This is a genomic window from Streptomyces sp. NPDC006385, assembly GCF_040612485.1.
Lineage (GTDB): Bacteria > Actinomycetota > Actinomycetes > Streptomycetales > Streptomycetaceae > Streptomyces.
This window is the reverse complement of record NZ_JBEXQG010000072.1, coordinates 1-22760: the sequence shown is the minus strand read 5'-3', so window position 1 is coordinate 22760 and position 22760 is coordinate 1. Positions and strand designations below refer to the sequence as shown.

The window sequence follows — 22760 nt, the reverse complement described above, 5'->3', positions numbered from 1 at the left end:
TTACCACCGCGTAGGCAATGTCGCCCCGGGAGGACGCCGTGCTGAGCACCATGCAGGACGTACCGCTGCTGATCTCCAGGATCCTGACCCATGGGTCGACGATCCACGGCACATCGCAGGTCACCACCTGGACCGGTGAGGCAGAGCCGCACCGCCGTTCCTTCGCCGAGGTCGGTGCACGTGCGGCACAGCTGGCGCACGCTCTGCGCGAGGACCTGGGCGTGACCGGCGACGAGCGGGTCGCGACGCTGATGTGGAACAACGCCGAGCACGTGGAGGCGTACTTCGCGATCCCCTCCATGGGCGCGATCCTGCACACCCTCAACCTTCGCCTCCCGGCCGAGCAGCTCGCCTGGATCGTCAACCACGCGGCGGACCGGGTCGTCATCGCCAACGGCTCTCTCCTCCCCCTGCTCGCCCCGCTGCTGCCGCACCTCAAGACCGTGGAGCACGTGGTGGTGTCGGGGCCGGGTGACCGTTCCCTCCTCGTGGACGCCTCCGCCCAGGTGCACGAGTACGAGGACCTGATCGCCGGCAAGCCGACGACGTACGACTGGCCGGAGCTGGACGAGCGGCAGGCCGCCTCGATGTGCTACACCTCCGGCACCACGGGCGACCCGAAGGGTGTCGTCTACTCGCACCGTTCGGTCTATCTGCACTCCATGCAGGTCAACATGGCCCAGTCGATGGGTCTGACCGACCAGGACACGTCGCTGATCGTGGTCCCCCAGTTCCACGTCAACGCCTGGGGCCTGCCGCACGCCACCTTCATGACCGGCGTCAACATGCTGATGCCGGACCGCTTCCTCCAGCCCGCGCCCCTCGCCGAGATGATCGAGGGCGAGAAGCCGACGCACGCGGCCGCCGTGCCCACCATCTGGCAGGGCCTGCTCGCCGAACTCACCGCCAAGCCCAGGGACGTCTCCACCCTCGGTCAGGTGACGATCGGCGGTTCGGCCTGCCCGCCCTCGCTCATGGAGGCGTTCGACAAGCTCGGGATGCGGGTCTGCCACGCCTGGGGCATGACGGAGACCTCCCCGCTCGGCACGGTCGCGCGCCCGCCGGCCCACGCGGTCGGTACGGAGGAGGAGCTCGGGTACCGGCTCACCCAGGGCCGTTTCCCGACGAGCGTCGAGGCCCGCCTCACCGGCCCCGGCGGCGAACGCATCCCCTGGGACGGCGAGTCGGCCGGCGAGCTGGAGGTGCGCGGCCCCTGGATCGCGGGCGCGTACTACAACGGCCCCGACGGCGAGCCCCTGCGCCCGGCCGACAAGTTCAGTGAGGACGGCTGGCTGAAGACCGGCGACGTCGGCACCATCTCCCCCGACGGCTTCCTCACCCTCACCGACCGCGCCAAGGACGTCATCAAGTCCGGCGGCGAGTGGATCTCCTCGGTCGAGCTGGAGAACGCCCTGATGTCGCACCCGGATGTCGCCGAGGCCGCGGTCGTCGCCGTCCCCGACGACAAGTGGGGCGAGCGCCCGCTGGCCACGGTCGTCCTCAAGGAGGGCGCCACCGCCGACTTCGAGACCCTGCGCGCCTTCCTCGCCGACGAGGGCAAGATCGCCAAGTGGCAGCTCCCGGAGCGCTGGACGGTCATCGCGGCGGTGCCGAAGACGAGCGTCGGCAAGTTCGACAAGAAGGTGCTGCGCAGGCAGTACGCCGAGGGCGACCTGGACGTCACCCAGCTCTGACACGCGTACGGGGCCGGGACGGGGAGGACTCGTCCTGGCCGCCGCGTACTTCATCGCCGTCCGGCACCTACGCCGACGGCCTGCTTGGTAGTGGTCCGGTACCCCGCGCCGACCGCTTGCCTCTCAGCCGGTCCGGTACCTGTGCCGACGGCTTGTCTCTCAGCCGGTCCGGCACCCGCGCCGACCGCCTGCTTCATAGCGGGTCAGCGCCGTCACCAGCCGTCGGCTTCATCGCCGTACGGCACCAGTCAGCCCCCACCCCGACACCAGCCAGACGCCGGCCACCGCGCAGACCCCGCTCCACCCCCAGTGCCCGAAGGCGAAGCCCGCCAGGGCCGAGGCGGTGGCGCCGCCCGCGAAACCGGCGACGACATAGGCACTGTTGGCGGTCGCGGGGGAGGTCGTGGTCGTCAGGGCCAGGGTCTGGTTGGCGACGTGGGAGGCGACCAGGGCGGTGTGGATGGCGACGGCGGCCACGAACAGCGCGGTCATCACCCGCCCGCCGAGCCAGAACAGCGGCACGGACACGGCGGCGAGCAGATACGCCGACCGTACGACCCGAGCGGCGCCGAAGCGGTCGACGAGGCCGCCCGCGAGCGGGGCCACGATGCTCGCGGCCAGTCCGAAGAGGCCGAAGAGTCCGGCGGTCGCGGTCGAAAGGGCGTACGGCTCCGCCGTCAGCAGCAGGGTCAGCGTGGTCCACAGGGCGCTCCAGGCGCCGTACATGCCGGCCTGCCGTACGCATGCCCGCCACAGGTCGGGGGAGCGGCGCACCAGACCCGGCATCGCGGTGAGGCCGGAGAAGAGGCCGCCGGGGCCGTCGGCGCGACGAGGGCGCTCGGCCGGCAGGACGGCGGCGGTCAGCAGGCCGAGCACGGCGGTGAGCACGGCCGCCCCGACGAAAACCCAGCGCCAGCCGAAGGCCTGACCGGCGAGGCCGCCGAGGACGCGGGCGGCGACGATACCGGTGAAGAGTCCGGCGATGACGGCCGCGACATGGCGGGCGCGGCGGTCGGCGGGGGCGCGTTCCGCGACGAGCGGGACGAGAAGCTGCGGGACGACGGTCGCGGCGGAGGCGACGAGGACCGCGGCCGCGAGCGCGGTGGTCCCAGATGCCGCGGCACCCACGGCCAAGGCAACCGTCGTGGTCAGCGACAGCACGGCGACCAGCGGCCGCCGGCTGACCCGGTCGCCGAGCGGGGCGAAGAAAAGCAGACCGGCGGCGTAGCCGAACTGGGCGACCGCGGCGATCCCCGCCACGGCCGACGGGGTGGTGCCGAAGTCCTGGGCGATGACGGACAGCAGCGGGGCCGCGAGGTAGATGTTGGCGGCCGTGACGGCGGAGCAGAGGGCGATGAGAGGGAGAAAGAAGCGGGACACGGCGGCCGTGCCCGTCGGCTGACGGGCGGGCCTGACCTGCCGTGTGGTGTTCGTTGACGACATGAGCGCGGTGACTCCTTCGAGAGCGCGGTGACTCCTTCGAGTCCTTCCAGTTCTTCGAGTCCGCTCTAGTAACTAACTGGTTGGTTGGATGCCTGCCGGACAGTCTGCGCCGGACATCCCTTCGCGTCAACCAAACAGTTGGTTACTTGCCCGCTACCCTGAACCCATGGGAGTAAGGGACCCCGAGGCCACCAAGGCCCGGATCTTCGACGCGGCCGTCGCCGAGTTCGCCCGGTACGGCATCGCGGGCGCCCGCGTCGACCGCATCGCGGCCGAGGCGAAGGCCAACAAGCAGCTCATCTACGCCTACTTCGGCAACAAGGCGGAGCTGTTCTCCAAGGTCCTGGGCCGGTGCATGGTCGACCTCGCGGCGGCCGTACCCGTCGACACGGACGACATCGAGGGCTGGCTGGACCGGCTGATGGACTACCACGCCGCCCACCCCGAGCTGCTGCGCCTCCTCTACTGGGAGGGCATCCAGTACGGTGCCGCCGAACTGCCCGACGAGGCCGAGCGCCAGGACCACTACGCCCACAAGGTCGCCGCGGTCCGGGACGGCCAGGAGCGCGGCGTCGTCACCGACGCGATCCCGGCCCAGGACCTGCTGTTCCTGCTGGTCGCGATGGCCAACTGGGCCACCGTCGTGCCGCAGATGAGCCGCATCCTGGTGGGCGGCGCGGACAGCGACCGCGAACGCCTGCGCGCCTCGGTCAAGGAGGCGGCGCGCAGGCTCATCGCGCGCTGACGTACGGCAGCCGACCAGCCGACCAGCCGACCAGTCGGTCAGTCGGTCAGTTGGTCCCGATCCGAGACAGCAGGTCCACGATCCGCGCCTGCACCTCGCCGCTGGTGGACCGCTCGGCGAGGAACAGCACCGTCTCACCGGACGCCAGCCGCGGCAGGTCGGCCTGGTCGACCGCGGCCGTGTAGACGACGAGCGGGGTGCGGTTGAGCTGTCCGTTCGCACGCAGCCAGTCCACGATCCCGGCCCGGCGCCGGTGCACCTGCATCAGGTCCATCACGACCAGGTTCGGCCGGAAATCGCCGGCCAGCGTCACCGCGTCGGCGTCACTCGCGGCCCGCGCCACCTGCATCCCGCGTCGCTCCAGCGTCGCGGTCAGCGCCAGCGCGATCTCCGCGTGCTCCTCGATGAGCAGCACGCGCGGCGGGTGCTGCTCGCTGTCGCGCGGGGCGAGCGCCTTCAGCAGTACGGCCGGATCGGCGCCGTACGCCGCCTCCCGCGAGGCCTGTCCGAGCCCCGCCGTCACCATCACCGGCACCTCGGCGGCCACCGCCGCCTGCCGCAGCGACTGCAGCGCGGTCCGCGTGATCGGCCCGGTCAGCGGGTCGACGAACAGCGCGGCCGGGAACGCCGCGATCTGCGCGTCGACCTCCTCGCGCGAGTGCACGATGACGGGCCGGTAGCCGCGGTCGCTGAGCGCCTGCTGGGTCGTCACATCCGGCGCCGGCCACACCAGCAGCCGCCGCGGGTTGTCGAGCGGCTCGGGCGGCAGTTCGTCGTCCATCGGCTGCGGACGCGGCGTGTCGGCGACCTCGACGGCCCCGCCCGGCCCGTCCAGCGGTTCGGGTCCCTCGGCGGCGTTCTCGTCCGGGGCGCCTATGGCGTACGACCGTCCGGCGCCCTCGGTCATCGGCGACAGCCGCGACTGCCCGGCCAGCGAGGTGTGGGGCTGCCCGCCGAGCGACGGCTGCGGCGACGGGGAGGGAGTCGGCTGCGCGGCAACCGGCTGCGCGGACACCGGCTGCTCGGCCGACGGATGCGGTCGCGCCGCCTGCTCCGCCGCGGCGCCCGCCCGTGTGGCGGGGTCGGGCGGCGTACCCAGCTTGCGGCGCCGTCCGCCGCCACCGGTCTGATGCGGGGGCGGCGTGGCCGACGGCTGCGAAGCCTGTGAGGGCTGCGGCGGCTGTGAGGGCTGCGGCGACTGCGACGGTGCAGGTTGCGTGGACTGTGTGGACTGTGTGGACTGCGTGGGCTGCTGCACCTGCGCCGCCTGCCGCGTGAACGGCACCCCCTGCCCCAACGTCCGCACACTGATCGCCCGACCCTGAGTCGAGTTCGGGTCGACGGGTGCGGTGGGAGCGGTGGGAGCGGGGACCCCGGGCGCGACGGGACCCGTGGCTGCGGCTGCGGCTGCGGTTTCGGCTTCGGCGGGCAGGGGCTGGGCCGCACGCTGCGGCTGGGCGGCCGCGCCCTGCGCTGCCGCCTCGGCGGGCAGCGGGGTGCCCGGAGCCGGGGTGCCGGACGCGGGCTGCGCCGCATGCGGGGACTGCGCCTGCTGGGAGGCGCCGGAGGTGTCGTCGGCAGCGGGCCACGCCTGCGGGGCGGGGACGCCCTGGGCCGGAGTGCCTTGCGCGGGGACGCCCTGACCGGGGGTCGCCTCGGCGGGCAGGGGCCCGCCCGGAACAGCCTGCGCCGGAACCGCCGGACCCGCCTGCCCGGGCCCGGCCACCGGAACGCCCTGCCCGACGGTGCCCTGCGCGGGCACACCCTGACCGGCGGCGGGCTGCGCGGGCATGTCCTGCCCCTGCGCGCCCGGTGCCGGAACCCCCTGCTCAGGAGTCCCGGCCGCTACCGCCGGCTGGGCCACGGCCCGTCGGCGACGCCCGGTCGGGGCGCTGGTCGGATGCGGCTGCGGCGGCGTGTGGTCCTCGGCCTGATCGTGCGGCACGGCATCGTGCCGACCCTCGTCGACGAGTACGTCACCGGGGGAGCCCTGCCCAGGAACCTGGAGCTGCCCCGCGGCCTGAGCCGGAGCCTGCCCCGCGCCCTGAGCCGGCACGTGAGCCACGCCCTGCCCCGGAACAGGCCCGGGAACGGGCCCCGGAACAGGCCCTGGAACCGGCCCCGGAACAGGCCCTGGAACCGGCCCGGGAGCAGGAATCGGAGTCTGAGCAGGAACCGGCCCCGGAGCCTGCCCCGGATGCGCAGCAGCGGGGGCGACAGGCGCGGCCGGAGTCATGGCCGCAGCGGAAGCCGCAGCCGCAGCCGCAGTCGCCGCTGCAGCCGGAGCCGGGGCCGTCCCGGCGCCACCCTGCCCCTCCGCCTCGCCGACGCCGGCCCGGTCCGCCTCGGCGGGCGGCAGCGCGAAGACCTTACGGGGCCCCGCGTCCTGGGCCTGCGCGGCGCTGCGCTCGGCCGCCGCCGCCAGGGCACGCCGGCGCCGCCCGGTCGGCTGCGGGTCACCGGTCGGATCACCGGCCGGATTGCCGGCCGGATTGCCGGTCGGATCACCGGTGGGCTGACCGCCCTCGGCCGAGCCGGCCGTACCGGCTCCGGAAGCCGACTGAGCGCCGTCACCGGCCGCGGGCAGCGCGGGCGGCAGAGCGTGCTGCTCCCCGCCGTCACGCCGGGCGCGTCGTCCGGTGGGCGCGGGCACTCCCTGCGGCGGTACGGTCCCGCCCAGCCCGTTGCCGACGGCCGCGGCGCCCGCGGCATGCTCGGCGGCGGTGACCACGGCGCCCTCGGCGACACCGTCCGCGGTGCCCTCGGCCGGTCGCCCGCGCCGCCGTCCGGTGCCGCCGGACACCTCGCCACCGCCGTCGCCCGCACCCTGGGGGAGCGCCGGCGCGGCCGCGCGCCTGCGCCGACGCCCGGTGGGCACCACGCCCTCGGCGTCTCCGGTCGCGGAGCCGCCCTCGGCGTCGGCGCCGGGCGTGTCGCTCTCCAGGAAGGCGTCGACGGACGACCGCCGGGCCCGCCGCCGCCCGCCACCGGCACCCTGCTCGGCACCCACCGCGCCCTCGGCCCCGACGGCGGCACCCTCGGCCCCGTCGCCGGCCTCGGCCGCGGCGGCCTCGTCAGGGGCGGCGGCGGGAACGGACCCGGCCCCACCCCCGATGGGCACTTCGAGGACGTACGCGCTGCCGCTCATCCCGGGCACCTCGTGCGTCTGGAGCACCCCGCCATGGGCCCGCACGATCCCGCGCACGATCGGCTCGTGCACCGGGTCTCCCCCGGTGTACGGCCCGCGCACCTCGATGCGTACGACCTCACCGCGCTGCGCCGCCGCGACGACGACGGTGTTGTCCATGTAACCGCCCGCCGACACAGGCGAGTTGCCGGTCGCGTCGACTCCCGCGACGTCCGCGACGAGATGCGCGAGCGCGGTCGCGAGGCGCTGCGGGTCGACCTCGGCCTCGATGGGCGGCGCGTGCACGGCGAACTGCACCCGCCCCGGCCCGATCAGCTCGACGGCCCCGTCGACACCCGCGGCGACGACGGCGTCGAGCATCACCTTCGTACGGGAGACCTCGTCGCTGCCCGAGTCGAGCCGCTGGTACTGGAGGACGTTGTCGATCAGCGTCGTGATCCGCGAGTAGCCGGCCGACAGGTGGTGCAGCACCTGGTTGGCCTCGGGCCACAACTGCCCGGCGTCGTCGGCGGCGAGCGCGGCCAGCTCACGGCGCAGCTCGTCGAGCGGACCGCGCAGCGAACGCCCGAGCAGCGTCAGCAACTGCTCGTGCCGACCCGCCAGGGCCTCGTACCGGTCCTTCTCCCGCTCCCCGAGCGCGGCGTACCGCTCCTCGCCGGCGGCGAGCTGCTCCTGGTGCCGCTCCTGAAGCTCCTCGATCTCGGTGACGTGCTTCTGCCGCAGGGCGGTCAGCTCGGAGGCGTGCTCCTCGGTGAGGCGCTCCAGCTCCTCCTCGTGCCGCTTCTGAGCGGCGTCCTTCTCCTCGGCGAGGGCGTCGTAGGGCCGCCGGTCGGTGAAGGTCATCACGGCGCCGACGAGCTGCTCGCCGTCCCGCACGGGCGCGGTCGTCAGGTCGACGGAGACCTTGTCGCCGCCCTTGGACCACAGCACCTGCCCACGCACCCGGTGTTTGCGCCCCGAGCGCAGGGTGTCGGCGAGCGGGGACTCCTCGTACGGGAAGGGTGAGCCGTCGGCACGCGAGTGGAGCATGAGCGTGTGCAGCTCCCGTCCCCCCAGATCACTGGCGCGATAACCCAGTATCTGAGCGGCGGCCGGATTGACGAGGACGATCCGCCCGTCGGTGTCGGTCCCGACCACACCCTCGGCCGCGGCCCGCAGGATCATCTCGGTCTGCCGCTGCGAACGTGCCAGCTCGGCCTCGGTGTCGACGGTCCCGGAGAGGTCCCGCACGACGAGCATGAGCAGCTCGTCACCCGTGTAGCCGTAGCCGTCGTAGGCTTGCTGGCCGTTCTGCAGATTCGCGGACGTGACCTCGACCGGGAACTCGCTGCCGTCCGTCCGCCGGGCCATCATCCGGGTCGGCTTGGTCCGCCCCTGCGGGTCCATGTGATCGGGGCGCCGCATGGACCCCGGGATCAGCTTGGAGTCGAAGTGCGGCAGGAGATCCAGCAGCCCCCGCCCCACCAGAGCGGTGCCCGGCGTCTCGAAGGTCTCCAGGGCGATGGTGTTGGCGTTGACGACGGTCCCATTGGCGTTGACCAGCACCAACGCGTCGGGCAGTGCGTCCAGTATGGCTGCGAGGCGAGCAGCGCCTCGGGATGGCCTGCTGCTCACGAGACGCTTCCTCCCTGTTACCGCACCTTGCCGACCGCTCGGGCCATCTTGCCAACCGGCCCGCAGCGTGTCACGCGAGGGAGTCTAAGGGCTGGGGTTGCGCTCGCGACGCCGGATGAGAGGGAGGTCGCACGACGAAGTGACCCAGAACGTCTGACCGCCTGTGCAGACGTCCTTCCGGCTGCTCGCCGGCTCCCTTCCGGCTTCGCGAGACCTTCGCGGGACATTTACGGAGCCGATGCTTCCCCTATGGAAAGCCTGTACGACCACGTACCGGAGCCCCCGCTTCCCACACCCGCACCCGCACCGCACTCGCAACCCTGTATCCGCGTCCGGCATTCGGCATGCGTCACTCCATGACGACGGGAGCCGCGTGCCCCGGCGGACGGTGGGTGCCCGCGGACTACGGCCGCCCCTCCTGCCGCAGATCGGGCAGGACGGGCACGAGCCGGTCCCACCGGCCGATCTGACACCCGTCACCGCGGTCGTACCTCGCGTCGACGGGCCGCCCGGCCCAGGTCCCGGTGACATGGGCGGTGGCGGGCCCGCCGTACTGCATGGTGCAGAAGCTGTCCTTCGGTACGGGAGCGAAGGCGTCCCTGCCCCACCGGGTACCGCGGTCGAGCGTGGCGCAGGCGCCGGCGGGGTCCGGGTGGTCGCCACGGTCCGGGTGGCAGTACAGCTCGTAGGTCCCGTCGGCACCGTCGCCGGCGTTCCGGACGGTGATCGTGAGGTGGTCGCCGGAGCGGCCGGGGTCGGAGAGGGACGGGGGTGCGAGGGGGAGGGGCGCGGCCTGGGCGGCGTAGGCGGAGGCGGGCATGACGGCGGCGGAGCCGACGGCGACGAGGGACGAGGCGGCGACCAGGAGAAGCCGCCGAAGACGTCCGTCCCCGACGGAACGATTGACCTGCAACATGACCTGACTAACGCCGGCCGCCTCCCGACGTTGCGGCCCGGCGGCCCGGCACCGACCCGCTCCCGCACCCCGAAGACCTCGAAGACCTCGAAGAACCTCGAAGACCCCGAGACCTCGCAGCACGCCGACGCCGGGAAGGGCTTTGCCCTGTGGCCTGCCCGCCTAGTACCGTGGACGTCGATTGGTGACACCCCGCTCGACTGTGTCATCATCTGCACGCACCGATCGCGCTCGCGCGAGCGGCTGTGCTGGAGGCGTCGCCTAGTCCGGTCTATGGCGCCGCACTGCTAATGCGGTTTGGGCCTTAAAGCCCATCGAGGGTTCAAATCCCTCCGCCTCCGCGCTCGATCACGAAGCCCCGGTCCACTGGACCGGGGCTTCGCTGTTCGATACAGGGGTTCCGCCGCACCCCGCCGCAACCCCGCCGCGCGACGGCCCCCAGCAGCCCCTCGCAGGGGCATTTACGCAGGTCGCAAGGGGTGCACCTAACGGATTTCACATGGCGGCGCCGGTCATGTAATGTTCTTCCTGTCGCCGCGAGCGGGCCGGAAGGGCCGGGAACGGCGGGAAAACAGAACAAGCACTCGTAGCTTAACGGATAGAGCATCTGACTACGGATCAGAAGGTTGCAGGTTCGAATCCTGCCGAGTGCACACAGGTCAAGAGGCCCCGGAGAGATCCGGGGCCTCTTGCCGTTTCGGGGGCTCCGGTACGTTTCGGGGGCGCCCGTACGCCTCGGAGGCGCGGTCCGGACTTGGATGCTCGCCGTGGGCCGGCGGCGCGTGGGCGCATACTGGGGACAATGAGAAAGCCTGCTGTATCGAAACGTCATTTGCCCACCAGCCCCTTCAAGGCCCCGGTCGCACCGGCTCCCAAGCACTTCGCCGTGGGCGACCAGGTCACACATGACATGTACGGCCTCGGCCGGGTGATCGGCATCGAGGAGGGAATCGCGGCGCTCGTGGATTTCGGCTCGGCGCAAATGCGGATCTTGAGCCCGTACGCCAAGATGACCAAGCTGTAGGACCGCTGTGCCGGTCACGGCACGTCAGGCTCCTCAGGGGCCTGTACACCGAAAGGGAGACCTCTCATCGATCCGACGTCGCTGTTCTCCGCTCCGGAAGGGCAACCCCGCAGATCCACTGCGGCTTCGCCGCCTCCGACGACAAACCCCTTCCAGGCCCCGGACTTCGGGGAAGACGAGACCTTCCTGCCCGAGGACGCACGGGAGCCCGCCTCCGGCATGAGCGCGAGCGCGGCGCGACACAAGGCCGCGTAGCGGTGGGTTCGACAGCCGCCCGCGGGCTGTCACCCGCGCTGCGGTGAGGAACGCGGCCGTCCCGGTTCCCGGCCCTGAAAACGTGTGGCTCCAGTCCCCGGCAAACCGTACTGTCGCCCGAATGAAGCTGCTCTCCGTCAACGTCGGCAAGCCCCGGCCCAACCCGTGGAAGGGGCTCAGCGCGACCGGAATCGACAAGCGGCCCGTGGACGGGCCGGTCGCCGTCAGTGCTCCCGGGCCCAAGGGCACCGGCGCGGTGGGGCTCGCGGGGGACCGTGCGTATGACGTACGGAACCACGGCGGTCCCGATCAGGCCGTGTACGCGTATGCCCGCGAGGACCTCGACGGGTGGCAGACCGAGCTGGGCCGGCCACTTGCCGACGGCGTTTTCGGTGAGAACCTCACGACCCTCGGCCTCGACGTCAACGGCGCACTGATCGGGGAGCGCTGGAGCATCGGGGCCGACGTGGTGCTGGAGGTGTCGTGCCCGCGGATCCCGTGCGGGACGTTCCAGGGGTGGCTGGAGCAGGACGGGTGGATCAAGCGGTTCACCCGGGCCGCGCTGCCGGGCGCGTATCTGCGTGTGGTCGAACCCGGAGACATCCGCGCCGCCGACCCGGTCCGTGTCGTGCATCGGCCCGATCACGACGTGACCGTCTCGCTCGCCTTCCGCGCCATGACACTCGAATCGGACCTGCTCCCCCGGCTGTTGGTCGCCGACGCGCTTCCGGAGGAGATCACGGACATGGCTCGCAGGCGTACGGGCGGATAGGCGGCCCGCCGGCTACGGCCACCAGGACGCCCGCCCTGCCGCAGGCCACGCCTACGACAACGCCGGGAACTACCCGCGCCGACGGTTCTCAGCCGTCGCGCCGAGGCCCTGGAGCGAGCGAGCCGACGAGCCGGCGCCCCAGGGTCTCCCCCGTCGCCCGCTGGGTCTACGGCCCCTGATCCCCGAACGCCAGCGCGTCCAGGTCCCCGTCGAAGTCCTCGCCCAGACCCGGCACGCCCAGGAACATCCGCTCCAGCGGGTCGGCTGCCGTCTGGTCCTCCCGTGTCGTCTCCGGTGTGTGCAGGGCCTGTTCCGTCCAGATGCACTTGCCCGTGGGCGTGTACCGCGTCCCCCACCGCTGCGACAGCGCGGCGACCAGCTGAAGTCCCCGGCCGCCCTCGTCCGTCTCCGTCGCCCGGCGTATGCGCGGCATCGTCAGGCTGCCGTCGAAGACCTCGCAGATCAGTTCGGCGCCGTGCAGGAGCCGTAGACGGAGCGGGCCCCTGGCGTGGCGGACGACGTTCCCGATGAGCTCGCTCGCCAGCAGCTCGGTCGTGGGGGTCAGGGCTTGCAGTCCCCAGGCCGCGAGCTGCTCGCGGATCAGGCCGCGCGCCTGGCCCGCCGCCCTGGGGTCCTTGGGGAGGGGCCAGGAGGCCATCCGGGAGGAGGGCAGCGCGTGCAGGCGGGCCAGCAGGAAGGCGGCGTCGTCGGCCGCCTGGTGGTCGGCGGGGAGGAGGGCGGACGTGACCCGTTCGCAGAGGTGCTCCAGGTCCTTCGCCGTGCCGTCCGTGTGGGACGTCCGCAGTACGGCGGCGAGCGCCGCCATGCCCTCGTCCATCTCGCGCTTCGAGGACTCGACCAGGCCGTCGGTGTACAGCGCCAGCACGCTGCCTTCGGGGACCGCGATCTCCGTCGTCTCGAAGGGGGGTTCCGCCGCGCCCAGGGGTGGGTCGGCCGACAGGGACGGGAACACCACGGTGCCGTCCGGGTGGAGCAGGGCCGGGGGCGGGTGGCCCGCCCGGGCTATGGAGCACACGCGTGTCGTGGAGTCGTACAACGCGTACAGGCACGTCACGTACGACTCCTCGCCCATGGCGCCGACGATGTCGTTGAGGTGGCTCATGATCTCGTCGGGGGGCAGTTCGAGGTCGGCCAGGGTGTGGACCGCGGTGCGCAGCCGGCCCATCGTCGCCGCCTCTGGCAGGCCGTGGCCCATGACGTCGCCGACGACCAGGGCCACCTGTCCGCCCGAGAGCGGGATGATGTCGTACCAGTCGCCGCCCACGTCCATGCCCTGCCCGGCCGGCAGGTAGCGGGCGGCGGCCGTGCAGGCGGGGAGCGCGGGCAGGTCCCGGGGGAGCAGGCTGCGCTGGAGTTCACGGGACCGGGTGTGTTCGGCGTCGAACAGGCGGGCCCGGTCCAGGGCTTGGGCGACCAGGGCGCTGGTCGCGGTCAGGAGGGTGCGTTCCTCGTCGGTGAGGCGGCGCGGGTGGTCGAAAGTGATGGCGCAGATGCCGAAGGTGTGGCCCGAGGCCGTCAGCGGGAGGAACGCCCAGGCCTGTTTGCCGGCGCGGGCGGGCATGTCGGCCAGTTCGGGGTAGCGGGCGGCGAACTCCCGCGGGGAGGACATGAACAGCGGCGCGCCCGCCAGTATCGGGTCCCACAGCGGGCTGGACCGCGTGCGCTCGCGGCCGTGGAGCACGGCGAGGACGTCGTCCGGGTAGCCGACGGATCCGACGGTGTACAGCCGGTCGCCCTCCACGGTCTGCACCACCAGGCCGGTCGCCTCGAACGGCGGCAGCACCCGGCGGGCCACCGCGTCCACCACGTCCTTCGAGGTCGTCGCCTTGGCGAGGGCGGTCGTCAACTCGGCTATCCGGGTGGACCGTTCGGAGGCGGCGCGTTCGGCGGACCGGCGCTCCTCCTCCAGGCGCCGCTTCTCGGTGACGTCCGTGAAGTAGATGGTGCGGCCGTCGGGGCCCGGAACGAGCCGGAGGTGGCACAGCCGACCGTTCGGCAGCCGTACGTCGAAGCTGACCGACTTCTCCGCGGCGGCGGCCTGCCGGCAGCGGATCTCCAGGCCGGGCACCTGCTCGGCGGCGGGCAGGTCCCACAGCAGGCGGCCGATCAGCTCCTTCTCGGAGTAGCCCAGGGTGCGTTCGGCCTCCACGTTGGCGAAGGTGATCCGCCAGTCGTCGTCCATCGCGAGGAAGCCGTCGCTCATGTGGCGCAGGGCCCGGCTGAGCGCGTCACGGGCGGAACGCGGCTCGTCGCTGTCCCAGCCCACGCCGATCATCCGCCGGTGCGCGCCGCTGTCGTCGTACGTCGCTCTGCCGCGCGCCTGTGTCCAGCCCCAGGTACCGTCCAGCTTGCGCACCCGGTACTCGGCCTCGAAGACGCCGCCGCCGCGGATCGCCCGGTCCACCGCCGCGAGCGTCGGCGCCAGGTCGTCGGGATGGACGCACCGCATCCAGTCGCCGATCTTGCCCGTGTAGTCCTCCGGCCGGGTGCCGTAGAGCTCCAGGGCCGCCTCGTCCCAGATCAGGTCGCCGGTGCGGATGTTCCAGTCCCAGGAGCCGACGCGCACCTCGCGCAACGCCTGGCGCAGACGTTCGCCGTTCTGTTCGAGCTGCCCGGGCCGTGAGGGGCCGGTCGGTGGGGGTGCCTGGCCCATGCGTTCCTCGGTCCAGGCGACGACGGCACGGAGGAACTTCCACTGTTCCGGGCTCGGTTCGCCCCGGTCACCCATCAGGAGGGTGAGCGCGCCGGTGCTGCGGTTGCCGCTGTGCAGCGGCAGTACGGCGAGGCCGGTGCCGGGCCAGTCGGCGGCCGGGCAGTCGGCGGCCCGGGGGGAGTCCAGCGGAACCCAGAGGCCGTTCCCCTCGTGCACCGCGCGGGCCGGGGCCAGCGGGACCTCCTGGTCGATGACCTCCCAGGCGCGGGTGAGGGCGGGAGGCAGTCCGGCCGCCGAGACCAGGCGCAGCGCGGACAGCGGGCCGCGGAGATGCACCATGCCGCCCAGAGCGCCCAGCTCGCCCACCGCGTGCTGCAGGGCCAGCCGGAAGACCTCGCTCTCCGCGACACCTGGGGCCACCGCGCTGAGCAGCGTCAGCCGAGCGTTCATGGCGTGGACTTTACCGTTACAGCCCCGGCCGGATCGATGGTTCGCAAGATCCTCACCGCCCTCGCTCACGCGGTTGACCCGAGGTCAACGGCCGAGCGGCGAGGGCGGGTTGGCCGTCCACCTGAAGGCACCCATATGCCGCCCCGCTGACTCCTCGAACGTACGGCCAGGCGGGCGCGGCACCGGTCATCGGTGATCAGGTCCTGTCCCCGTCCCCGTCCCCGTCCCTCTCGCGGAGTTCCTTGTCCCCGTCCCTCTCGCGGAGTTCGTCGACGTAGGTCTGCGCGAGGCCCGTCGTGCGCGTGAACCAGTCGGTGAGTACGGCGATCTCGTCGGCGGAGTAGTCCGCGAAGAGGTCGTTCAGACGGCCGTAATAGGGGCCGTAGAGCGCCTCGACCCGGGCGACCGCGGTCGGGACGGCGGCCACGCGGACGCGGCGGCGGTCGGCCGGGTCCGGGCGGCGGGTGATGAAGCCGGACCGTTCCAGGCGGTTGAGGATGCCGGTCATCGCGCCCGTCGTGACATGGGCGTGTTCCGCGAGGTCGCCCGCCGTGAGCAGGTTCTCGCCCGCCTTCAGGACGCAGGCGAAGCAGAGCAGGTCGGTGATGTTCAGGCCCAGCCGCTGGGCCATCTCCTGCTGGCCGAGCAGGTGGGCCGCGATGAGGGAGTCCATCGCCTCGAGCGCCTGGGCCGGGGTGGCGGTGGGGCGCGGCGTGGCTTGCATCTTCTGATTACCTTAGCAAGTGAGAGATTAAGTGGTTAAACTTCTTAGAAGGTGAGGGATTCAGGGGAGGTAGGTACGTGAGTCAGTATGACGAGGGGCACACGGTCGCGGGTTGGACCGGTTTCGGGATCGCGACCGTCGCGGCCGCCGTGGTGGGGGCGGGGATATGCGCGGTGTCGGCCCCGTTGATCGCGGGCGGACTGGTCGTGGGGGCGGTGAGCCTGCTGGTCACCTGGGCGCTGCATCTCGCCGGGTGGGGCAAGGGACCGGGGCCGCGGCCGAGGGAGCAGTGGGGGATGCGGGTGCGGGACCTGGGCGCTCGGGACGGGCATACGGAGTGCTGGGGGTGCCGGTTGGCCGGGCGGGGACGAGGGCGAGGGCGGGAACGAGGGCGGGGACGTACGGCTGTTGCGGCCCCGCAGGTTGTTCGAGGCATGGCTGCCGGGGCCGGGGCCGGGGCCGGGGCGGTCGGGGCCGCCGGGGCCGTCGGGGAGCCCGAGTCGGCCGGTGCGGAAACCGGGCGCTGAACGCCCGCGCAGGTCGTCCGGCCGCCGTTGTCAGTGGTGGCCTCTACGCTCGAAGTGCGATGGCACAGGCATGGAGATGCTCGGGGCTGCGGTGGTCGGCGGACGGTCCCGTGCTGGTGTGGGACGGCGGTCGGCGCTCGGCGCTGACCTGGGGGAAAAGAGTGGCCTTCGAGGTCGCGGAAGGGGGAGTGCGGACATGCGTGGGAGCGCGGGGGCATGCGTGTCCGGTACGGACGGTCGTGCCGGGGCGGAGCACGGGGGCGCGGTGCGAGGAGTGTGCGCGGCTGGACCGGGCGCACTCGGTGGCCGCGGACACGATCGCGGACGACCCGCGGCCGTACCACGTATATCTGGCGTGGTTCGGCCCCGGCATGACCAAGGTCGGCATCACCGCCCTTGAGCGCGGCTCGGCCCGGCTGCTGGAGCAGGGCGCGGTCTGCTTCAGCTGGCTGGGCGTCGGCCCGCTGATGGCGGCCCGGCGCACGGAGGAACTGCTGCGGGCGGCCCTGCGGGTGCCGGACCGGATTCCGTACGCCGACAAGCGGGCGGTGCGGTCCGCGCTGCCGGCGTCGGCGGCGGAGCGAGCGGCCGAGGTCGAGGACCTGCACGCCCGGGCCGTGACCCTGCCCGGCTGGCCGGAGTCGCTCACCCGCGAGCCCTGCCAGCCGGTCGACCACGCGGGGCTGTTCGGGCTGGCGGATCTGGCGGATCTGGCGGATAAGGCGGACTTGGCGACCACGGTCGGGGAGATCACCGAGCTGGTCGCGGGCGGCGCGGTGAGCGGGCGGTTGGTGGCGGCTGCGGGGCCGGATCTGCATCTGGTGGTCGAGGGCGGGGTTGTGGTGCTGGATACGCGGTTGATGCGGGGGTGGGAGTTGCTGCCGGTCGGAGGGCCGACCGGGGATGGTGAACTCGCCTTGCCGGTGAGGGAGTTCAAGCGGGAGCCGAGCGGACAGGACAGCCTGTTCTGACGGGCGTGCTCAGGCACCTGCGCTTGCCTGCTTGCCGGCCGTAGAAGTTCTTCACTCGGCCAACGCCGGGGACCGACTGGCAGTGGGACGGCCCTCCCCAGACGGCGTCTGGGGAGGGTGAGCGCTGATGGACCTGGGGGGCTTGGTCAACGACCTCGGGGACGGGTCTGGACAGTGCCGTCGACGGCGTTCAGAGGGGCGTCGGGGAGACCGTCAACTGGGGGACGGACAAGGCGGCGGACGGCTTGGAGACGGCTCCGCCGAAGCCGGAGTTCACCGACCGGGTCAAGGCCAACGCCGTGGACGGCTTCGTGGGGGTGCAGCTGAACCAGATCCATGTCGCGGGCGGTTTCCTCAAGGGCGTCGCGGACGTGGCGAAGCTGGCCCGCACCGTCAACCCGATGGACTCCTACAACATCACCCACCCCGGCGAGTGGCTCAAGAACTCCAACATGCTGCTCGCCGGCCTGGTGGGCACGGCGGCCCATCCCGAGCGCCTGCCCAAGGCCATCATCGGCAGCGGTTGGAGCAGCGACCCCGGTGACGCCGCGGGCTATCTGGCCTCGAACCTGATCGGGGGCAAGGGCGCGGGCGGCATGGCCCGGGGGGCGGCGCGAGGACTCGCCAAGGACGCGGCGACCGGCGCCGCGCGCACAGGCGCGAACGGGGCGACGCGGAACTTCGCCCGCAAGCTGGGGTGCAAGCTGTTCGGCGGCGATCCGATCGACCTGGCCACCGGCCGGATGTCGCTGCCGCAGACCGACGTGACCCTGCCCGCCAAGCTGCCGCTTGTCTTCTCGCGACAGTTCGAGTCGTCGTACGAGGCAGGCCGTTGGTTCGGCGCGAAGTGGACGTCTACGGCCGACCAGCGCCTGGAGATCGACGCCGAGGGCGTGATCTTCGCCCGCGAGGACGGTTCCCTGCTGGCCTACCCCCATCCCGTGCCCGGGGTCCCGGTGCTGCCACTGGACGGCGACCGCCACCCGCTCACCATCGACGCCTACGGCGACTACGCCGTCACCGACCCCGAATCCGGCCGCGCCTGGTACTTCGCGGCCCCGGGCGGTGACGGCAACGGCATCGCCCTGCTGGAGCAGATCACCGACCGCTCGGGCCAGTGGCTCAGCTTCGAGTACGACCACGAGGGCGCCCCTACGGCGATCGTGCACTCGGCGGGCTATCACCTCGTGATCGAGACGAGCGGGGACCGGATCACCAGCCTGCACCTGGCCGGGGCAGCGGTCGACGGAAGCGGCGTCGAGCTGGTCCGCTTCGGCTACGACGACCACGGCCACCTGGCCGCGGTGACGAAGTCCTCGGGCACACCGACCCGGTTCACCAACGACGAGCTGGGCCGCATCACGGCTTGGACCGACACGAACAACTCGTCGTACAGCTACGTCTACGACGACCAGGGCCGCTGCACCTCCCAGTCAGGCGAAGCGGGCCACCTGCGCAACACGTTCGTCTACGGCGACATCGACCCGGAGACGGGCCACCGGACCATCACCGCGACCAACTCCCTGGGCCACAGCACGCGCTACCAGGTCAACAGCGACCTCCAGGTAGTGGCCGAAACCGGCCCCGACGGAGCGGTCACCCGCACCACATACGACCGTTACGACCGCCCGCTGACGATCACCGACCCGCTCGGCCGCACCACGAGCTACGCCTACGACAAGGCGGGCCGACCGATCATGGTCGTCCGCCCCGACGGCCGCTACACCAGCATCGGCTACAACGACCAAGGCCTGCCGGTCTCCATATCGGGTGCAGACGGCACGCACGTCAGCCAGCAGTTCGACGAGTTCGGCAACCGCACCGCAGTAACCGAGACCTCCGGGACGACGACCCGCTTCACGTACGACGACCGCGGCCACCTGGCGGCGGTCACGGACGCGGCGGGCGCGACGACCACGGTCCGCTGCAACACCGCGGGGCTCCCCCTGGAGGTCACGGACCCGCTGGGTGCCGTGACCCGCTACGAACGCGACGCCTTCGGCCGCCCGACGACGATCACGGACCCCCTCGGCGCCGTCACCCGCCTGGAGTGGACGGTCGAGGGCAAGCCGACCCGCCGCACCGCCCCCGACGGCAGCACCGAGTCATGGACGTACGACGGCGAGGGCAACTGCACCAGCCACACCGACCCCATGGGCGCGGTCTCCCGCTACGAGTACACGCACTTCGACCTGCTGGCCGCCCGCACCGGACCGGACGGCGCGCGCTACACGTTCGACCACGACACCGAACTGAGACTCACCCAGGTCACCAACCCTCAGGGCCTGACCTGGAGTTACGCATACGACCCGGCCGGGCGCCTGGTCGCGGAGACGGACTTCGACAGCCGCACCGTGGCCTACGAGCACGACGCGGCGGGCCAGTTGACTGCCACCACCACGGCCCTGGGCCAGACCGTCCGCTTCGAGCGGGACGTGCTGGGCCGTGTGGTGCGTAAGGACGCGGCCGGAGCCGTCACCACCTACACGTACGACGTGACGGGTGGCCTGGCCGAGGCAACCAACCAGGATGCCGTCCTTACGTTGCAGCGGGACGAGGCAGGCCGCCTGATATCCGAGACGGTCAACGGCCGCACGCTCACCTACACGTACGACGCCCTGGGCCGCCGCACCAGCCGCACCACCCCGACCGGCGCAACCGGCACGTGGACCTACGACGCGGCGGGCAACCGCACCGCACTGACCACGGCCGGCCGCACCCTCACCTTCACCCACGACGCGGCAGGCCGCGAACTCACCCGCCACATCGGCGACACCCTCACCCTTACCAGTGCCTTCGACCCCTTGGGTCGCCTGACGAAGCAGGAACTCACAGGTCCTGCCGAGCAGCGCCTGCAGCACCGCGCCTACACATACCGCGCCGACGGCAACCTCACCAGCATCGACGATCACCTCAACGGCAGCCGCCGCTTCGACCTGGACGCCGCCGGTCGCGTCACCGCCGTCCACGCCGCGAACTGGACGGAGTCCTACGCCTACGACGCAGCGGGCAACCAGACCCACGCCACCTGGCCGGACGCCATGCCGGGCCAGGAAGCGACCGGCGAGCGCGCTTACACCGGCACTCGCATCACCCGCGCGGGCAGCGTCCGCTATGAGCACGACGAAGCTGGCCGCATCACCCTGCGCCAAAAGACCCGCCTGTCCCGGAAACCGGACACCTGGCGCTACACCTGGGACGCCGAGGACCGCCTCACCTCCGTGGTCACCCCCGAGGGCAACCCCTGGCGCTACCAGTACGACCCCCTCGGCCGACGCATCGCCAAACAACACCTCGCCGCAGACGGCGAAACGGTCTTGGAACAGGTGGACTTCACCTGGGACGGCACCACCCTTGCCGAACAGACCACCCACTTCCCCGGCACCGCCGATTCGGCCGCCATCCTCACCTGGGACCACCAGGACCTGCACCCCCTCGCCCAGGTCGAGCGCAAGTCGCTGGCGGGCGCGCCCCAGGAAGACATCGACCAGCGCTTCTTCGCGATCATTACTGACGTCGTCGGTACCCCTGTCGAACTGGTCGACGAACATGGCGACATCGCCTGGCGCACCCGCACCACCCTCTGGGGCACCACCGCCTGGAACCGCACCGCCACCGCCCACACCCCTCTCCGCTTCCCAGGCCAGTACCACGACCCCGAAACGGGCCTCCACTACAACTACTTCCGCCACTACGACCCCGAGACCGCCCGCTACACCACCCCCGACCCCCTCGGCCTTTCCCCCGCGCCCAACCCGGCCACTTACGTCGAAAATCCTCTGGCTTGGACAGACCCCTTCGGCCTCACACCATGTAAAGACGCGGACAAAAATGCAGCGGCGAGGAATGAAACGGTACTTGGAAAAGATGTGCCTGTCCGAAATGAGGCGTCCGTCGGCAGTACAACAGACCACAACTACAAGAGGACGTTCTTCAATGCCAACCCGGAGCTAGCGGGAGAGGTGGTCGTCCACCACGCCATCGAACAGCAAGTTCTCGGGCGTTACCCTAACCTGTTCTCACCTGACGAGATCCACTCCCTGGAAAATCTTCGAGGGATACCGAAGGGCGACATCAACAGTCGCGTGCATCTGAGTGAGATACGCGTGGCATGGAATGCTTTCTACCGGGCACATCCCAACCCTACCCGTCAGGAAGTACTCGACCAGGCCACCCGTGTCGATGATATGCTCGGTCACTGGTTCAGTCCGCGCATCAGGTAATTCATGAAAGTGAAAGGATTACACGCATGTGGCGTGAACTTGCCCTTGAGTTTTCGAACGTAGAGCTGCATCCACCCGCCTCCGAAGACGCTCTCTCGCTTATTGAAGAACGGCTTGGGCAGATAATCCCATTGTCTCTCCGGTCGCTCCTCGAAGAGACTGATGGAATTAATGCTGAGTATGGAACCGAGGTGGTCTGGCCGGCTGAGCGGATTCTCGCCGAAAATATCTCGCTCCGCAGTAACGAGCAATTTAAAGACCTCTACATGCCGTTCGACTCGCTGCTGTTCTTCGGTGATAACGGAGGAGGGGATCAGTTTGCCTTTGTCCGCACTCCGGAACGTGAGGATGTATTTGTTTGGGATCATGAAACAGATAGTCGGAGCTGGGTCTCACCCTCTCTTGAGAACTTCTTGCGGAGTGCCCTGGGGAGTGGAGGTGAAGACTGGTATCGCTAACCCGCACCTGCCCGAACGGCTGGCATGACCGATTGGATTCAGAATTCGGAGCGCGATGGACGAGTCGTTAAAAAACGAGAATCAATCTTCAAGGCCCCGAAAAGCTGATAGGTAAACAATCCCGTTTGGTCTGCCGCCCACTGGCTTCGGGCACATCGAGCAGGCCCTACTCGACGCCAAGCCCCGTGAGGACTGGCCCGCCTACTTCGAGACACTCGCGCGGAATCGACTGTGCTTCGAGGGCTGTAACTGGACTTCACGAACTCGACGTACGGCACGACTCACAGCTCCTTGAGGAGGGCTGTCCAGGTTCCGGGCGTGAGCTGGAGTATCGGTCCGTCGGCCTCCTTGGAGTCCCGGACCGCGACGGCGCCGACGATGTTGCGGGCGACCTCGACGCACTGTTGCCCCGCGTCTCCGCCGCTGTAGCTGGACTCGGCGAACTCGAAGTCAGTCACCGGCCTACATCTCCTTGCGAATGGTGTCGATCAGGTCGAGAGCGTTGCGCTTCGCCAGACCGACCCGTGCGATGCGGTCGAAGGTACGGCCCGTGCCTGGCGGCGTCCTCTTCGCTCTCCAGCCAGAGAGTAGAAGCAGGTACGTCCATGTGTACGACGTCCAGTGCCCCGGGCTCACCGAAGAGACGATGCTGAAGGCGCCGATCGTGTCGGCGTTGGCTCCGGAGAGGTACGACACCACTTGGATTCTCACCGTGTCCAAGGCCGCCACGTCGAGCAGATGACCCAGCTGCTGCCTCATTACGTCGCGGCCGCCGACGAGTTGGCGCAGCGCACCTTCATGAATCACCGCCCATAGCTCTAGGGGGTTTTCCGACCGCAGTCGCGCCTGCCGGGTCAGCCGTGCTTCCACAAACGGCTCGATCTCGCGCGGGTCCTCCCATGAGCCGGGGCCCACCGCCACGGCGCGTGCGTAGTCCGGCGTCTGGAACAGCCCAGGAATGAAGGCGAGTTCCCACGTGCGGATGCTGGTGGTGGGCGCGGTTGGCGCGGGAGGAGTAGGCCTTGTCGCCGGCCACGGCGGCCGGCCGGGTGCGGGGACGGCCGACGGGCAGGCGGACCCGCACCTTGTTCAGGACGGCGATGAACTGGGGGCTGTCGGCGG

At 71.1% G+C, this 22760-nt stretch carries 15 protein-coding genes, 2 tRNA genes and 1 pseudogene; 10 read left to right on the top strand and 8 right to left on the bottom strand.

Annotation, left to right across the window (positions count from 1 at the left end; all coding sequences use genetic code 11):
• Positions 1-17: 17 nt before the first annotated feature.
• Positions 18-1694: a long-chain fatty acid--CoA ligase gene (locus ABZ078_RS36220; protein ID WP_356582508.1), complete on the top strand. Its 1677-nt coding sequence runs from the start codon at positions 18-20 to the stop codon at positions 1692-1694.
• 228 nt (positions 1695-1922) lie between these two features.
• Here ABZ078_RS36220 and ABZ078_RS36215 read toward each other — a convergent pair whose 3' ends face one another.
• Positions 1923-3137 (bottom strand): MFS transporter, encoded by a 1215-nt coding sequence (locus tag ABZ078_RS36215; protein ID WP_356582506.1) that lies wholly within the window; start codon positions 3135-3137, stop codon positions 1923-1925.
• A 166-nt stretch (positions 3138-3303) separates the two neighbouring features.
• Here ABZ078_RS36215 and ABZ078_RS36210 point away from each other — a divergent pair, with 166 nt between their 5' ends.
• The gene (locus ABZ078_RS36210; RefSeq protein ID WP_356582504.1) at positions 3304-3882 is read left to right on the top strand and encodes a TetR family transcriptional regulator; all 579 of its coding nucleotides are present in this window, start codon (positions 3304-3306) and stop codon (positions 3880-3882) included.
• A gap of 46 nt (positions 3883-3928) precedes the next feature.
• Here ABZ078_RS36210 and ABZ078_RS36205 read toward each other — a convergent pair whose 3' ends face one another.
• Both ABZ078_RS36205 and ABZ078_RS36200 read right to left on the bottom strand, forming a co-directional pair.
• The gene (locus ABZ078_RS36205) at positions 3929-8644 is read right to left on the bottom strand and encodes a PAS domain-containing protein (RefSeq protein WP_356582503.1); all 4716 of its coding nucleotides are present in this window, start codon (positions 8642-8644) and stop codon (positions 3929-3931) included.
• A 403-nt stretch (positions 8645-9047) separates the two neighbouring features.
• Complete coding sequence (locus ABZ078_RS36200; RefSeq protein ID WP_356582501.1) at positions 9048-9560, bottom strand: SSI family serine proteinase inhibitor; 513 nt, start codon at positions 9558-9560, stop codon at positions 9048-9050.
• A 250-nt stretch (positions 9561-9810) separates the two neighbouring features.
• On the opposite strand from ABZ078_RS36200, the gene ABZ078_RS36195 reads away from it, so the two are divergent.
• The 4 genes from ABZ078_RS36195 to ABZ078_RS36180 all read left to right on the top strand — a co-directional run bounded on the left by ABZ078_RS36195 (position 9811) and on the right by ABZ078_RS36180 (position 11611).
• Positions 9811-9901: transfer RNA gene (locus ABZ078_RS36195), tRNA-Ser, on the top strand.
• Between the two features lie 239 nt (positions 9902-10140).
• Positions 10141-10213, top strand: a tRNA-Arg gene (locus ABZ078_RS36190).
• A 149-nt stretch (positions 10214-10362) separates the two neighbouring features.
• Positions 10363-10584, top strand: a complete 222-nt coding sequence (locus ABZ078_RS36185) for a hypothetical protein (RefSeq protein ID WP_356582499.1) — start codon at positions 10363-10365, stop codon at positions 10582-10584.
• A gap of 376 nt (positions 10585-10960) precedes the next feature.
• Positions 10961-11611, top strand: a complete 651-nt coding sequence (locus tag ABZ078_RS36180) for an MOSC domain-containing protein (protein ID WP_356582497.1) — start codon at positions 10961-10963, stop codon at positions 11609-11611.
• Positions 11612-11777: 166 nt separating this feature from the next.
• Here the strand turns inward: ABZ078_RS36180 and ABZ078_RS36175 are convergent, their stop codons facing one another.
• The gene (locus ABZ078_RS36175; RefSeq protein WP_356582495.1) at positions 11778-14735 is read right to left on the bottom strand and encodes a SpoIIE family protein phosphatase; all 2958 of its coding nucleotides are present in this window, start codon (positions 14733-14735) and stop codon (positions 11778-11780) included.
• A gap of 196 nt (positions 14736-14931) precedes the next feature.
• Entirely contained in the window at positions 14932-15459 is a 528-nt protein-coding gene (locus ABZ078_RS36170; protein WP_356582493.1) for a MarR family transcriptional regulator, read from the bottom strand.
• Between the two features lie 77 nt (positions 15460-15536).
• On the opposite strand from ABZ078_RS36170, the gene ABZ078_RS36165 reads away from it, so the two are divergent.
• The 4 genes from ABZ078_RS36165 to ABZ078_RS36150 all read left to right on the top strand — a co-directional run bounded on the left by ABZ078_RS36165 (position 15537) and on the right by ABZ078_RS36150 (position 21638).
• On the top strand, positions 15537-15986 hold the full coding sequence (locus ABZ078_RS36165; protein WP_356582492.1) for an HGxxPAAW family protein: 450 nt from the start codon (positions 15537-15539) through the stop codon (positions 15984-15986).
• Between the two features lie 59 nt (positions 15987-16045).
• Entirely contained in the window at positions 16046-16957 is a 912-nt protein-coding gene (locus ABZ078_RS36160; protein WP_356582490.1) for a DUF2797 domain-containing protein, read from the top strand.
• 245 nt (positions 16958-17202) lie between these two features.
• Complete coding sequence (locus ABZ078_RS36155; protein ID WP_356582488.1) at positions 17203-21180, top strand: DUF6531 domain-containing protein; 3978 nt, start codon at positions 17203-17205, stop codon at positions 21178-21180.
• A 26-nt stretch (positions 21181-21206) separates the two neighbouring features.
• Positions 21207-21638: an SMI1/KNR4 family protein gene (locus ABZ078_RS36150; protein WP_356582487.1), complete on the top strand. Its 432-nt coding sequence runs from the start codon at positions 21207-21209 to the stop codon at positions 21636-21638.
• A gap of 281 nt (positions 21639-21919) precedes the next feature.
• Here the strand turns inward: ABZ078_RS36150 and ABZ078_RS36145 are convergent, their stop codons facing one another.
• From ABZ078_RS36145 to ABZ078_RS36135, 3 genes and pseudogenes are all read right to left on the bottom strand, one after another.
• On the bottom strand, positions 21920-22096 hold the full coding sequence (locus ABZ078_RS36145) for a DUF397 domain-containing protein (protein WP_356582485.1): 177 nt from the start codon (positions 22094-22096) through the stop codon (positions 21920-21922).
• A 4-nt stretch (positions 22097-22100) separates the two neighbouring features.
• Positions 22101-22622, bottom strand: a complete 522-nt coding sequence (locus ABZ078_RS36140) for a DUF5753 domain-containing protein (protein ID WP_356582547.1) — start codon at positions 22620-22622, stop codon at positions 22101-22103.
• A gap of 7 nt (positions 22623-22629) precedes the next feature.
• Positions 22630-22760 (bottom strand): annotated as a pseudogene (locus ABZ078_RS36135) (IS5/IS1182 family transposase); the annotation flags it as partial.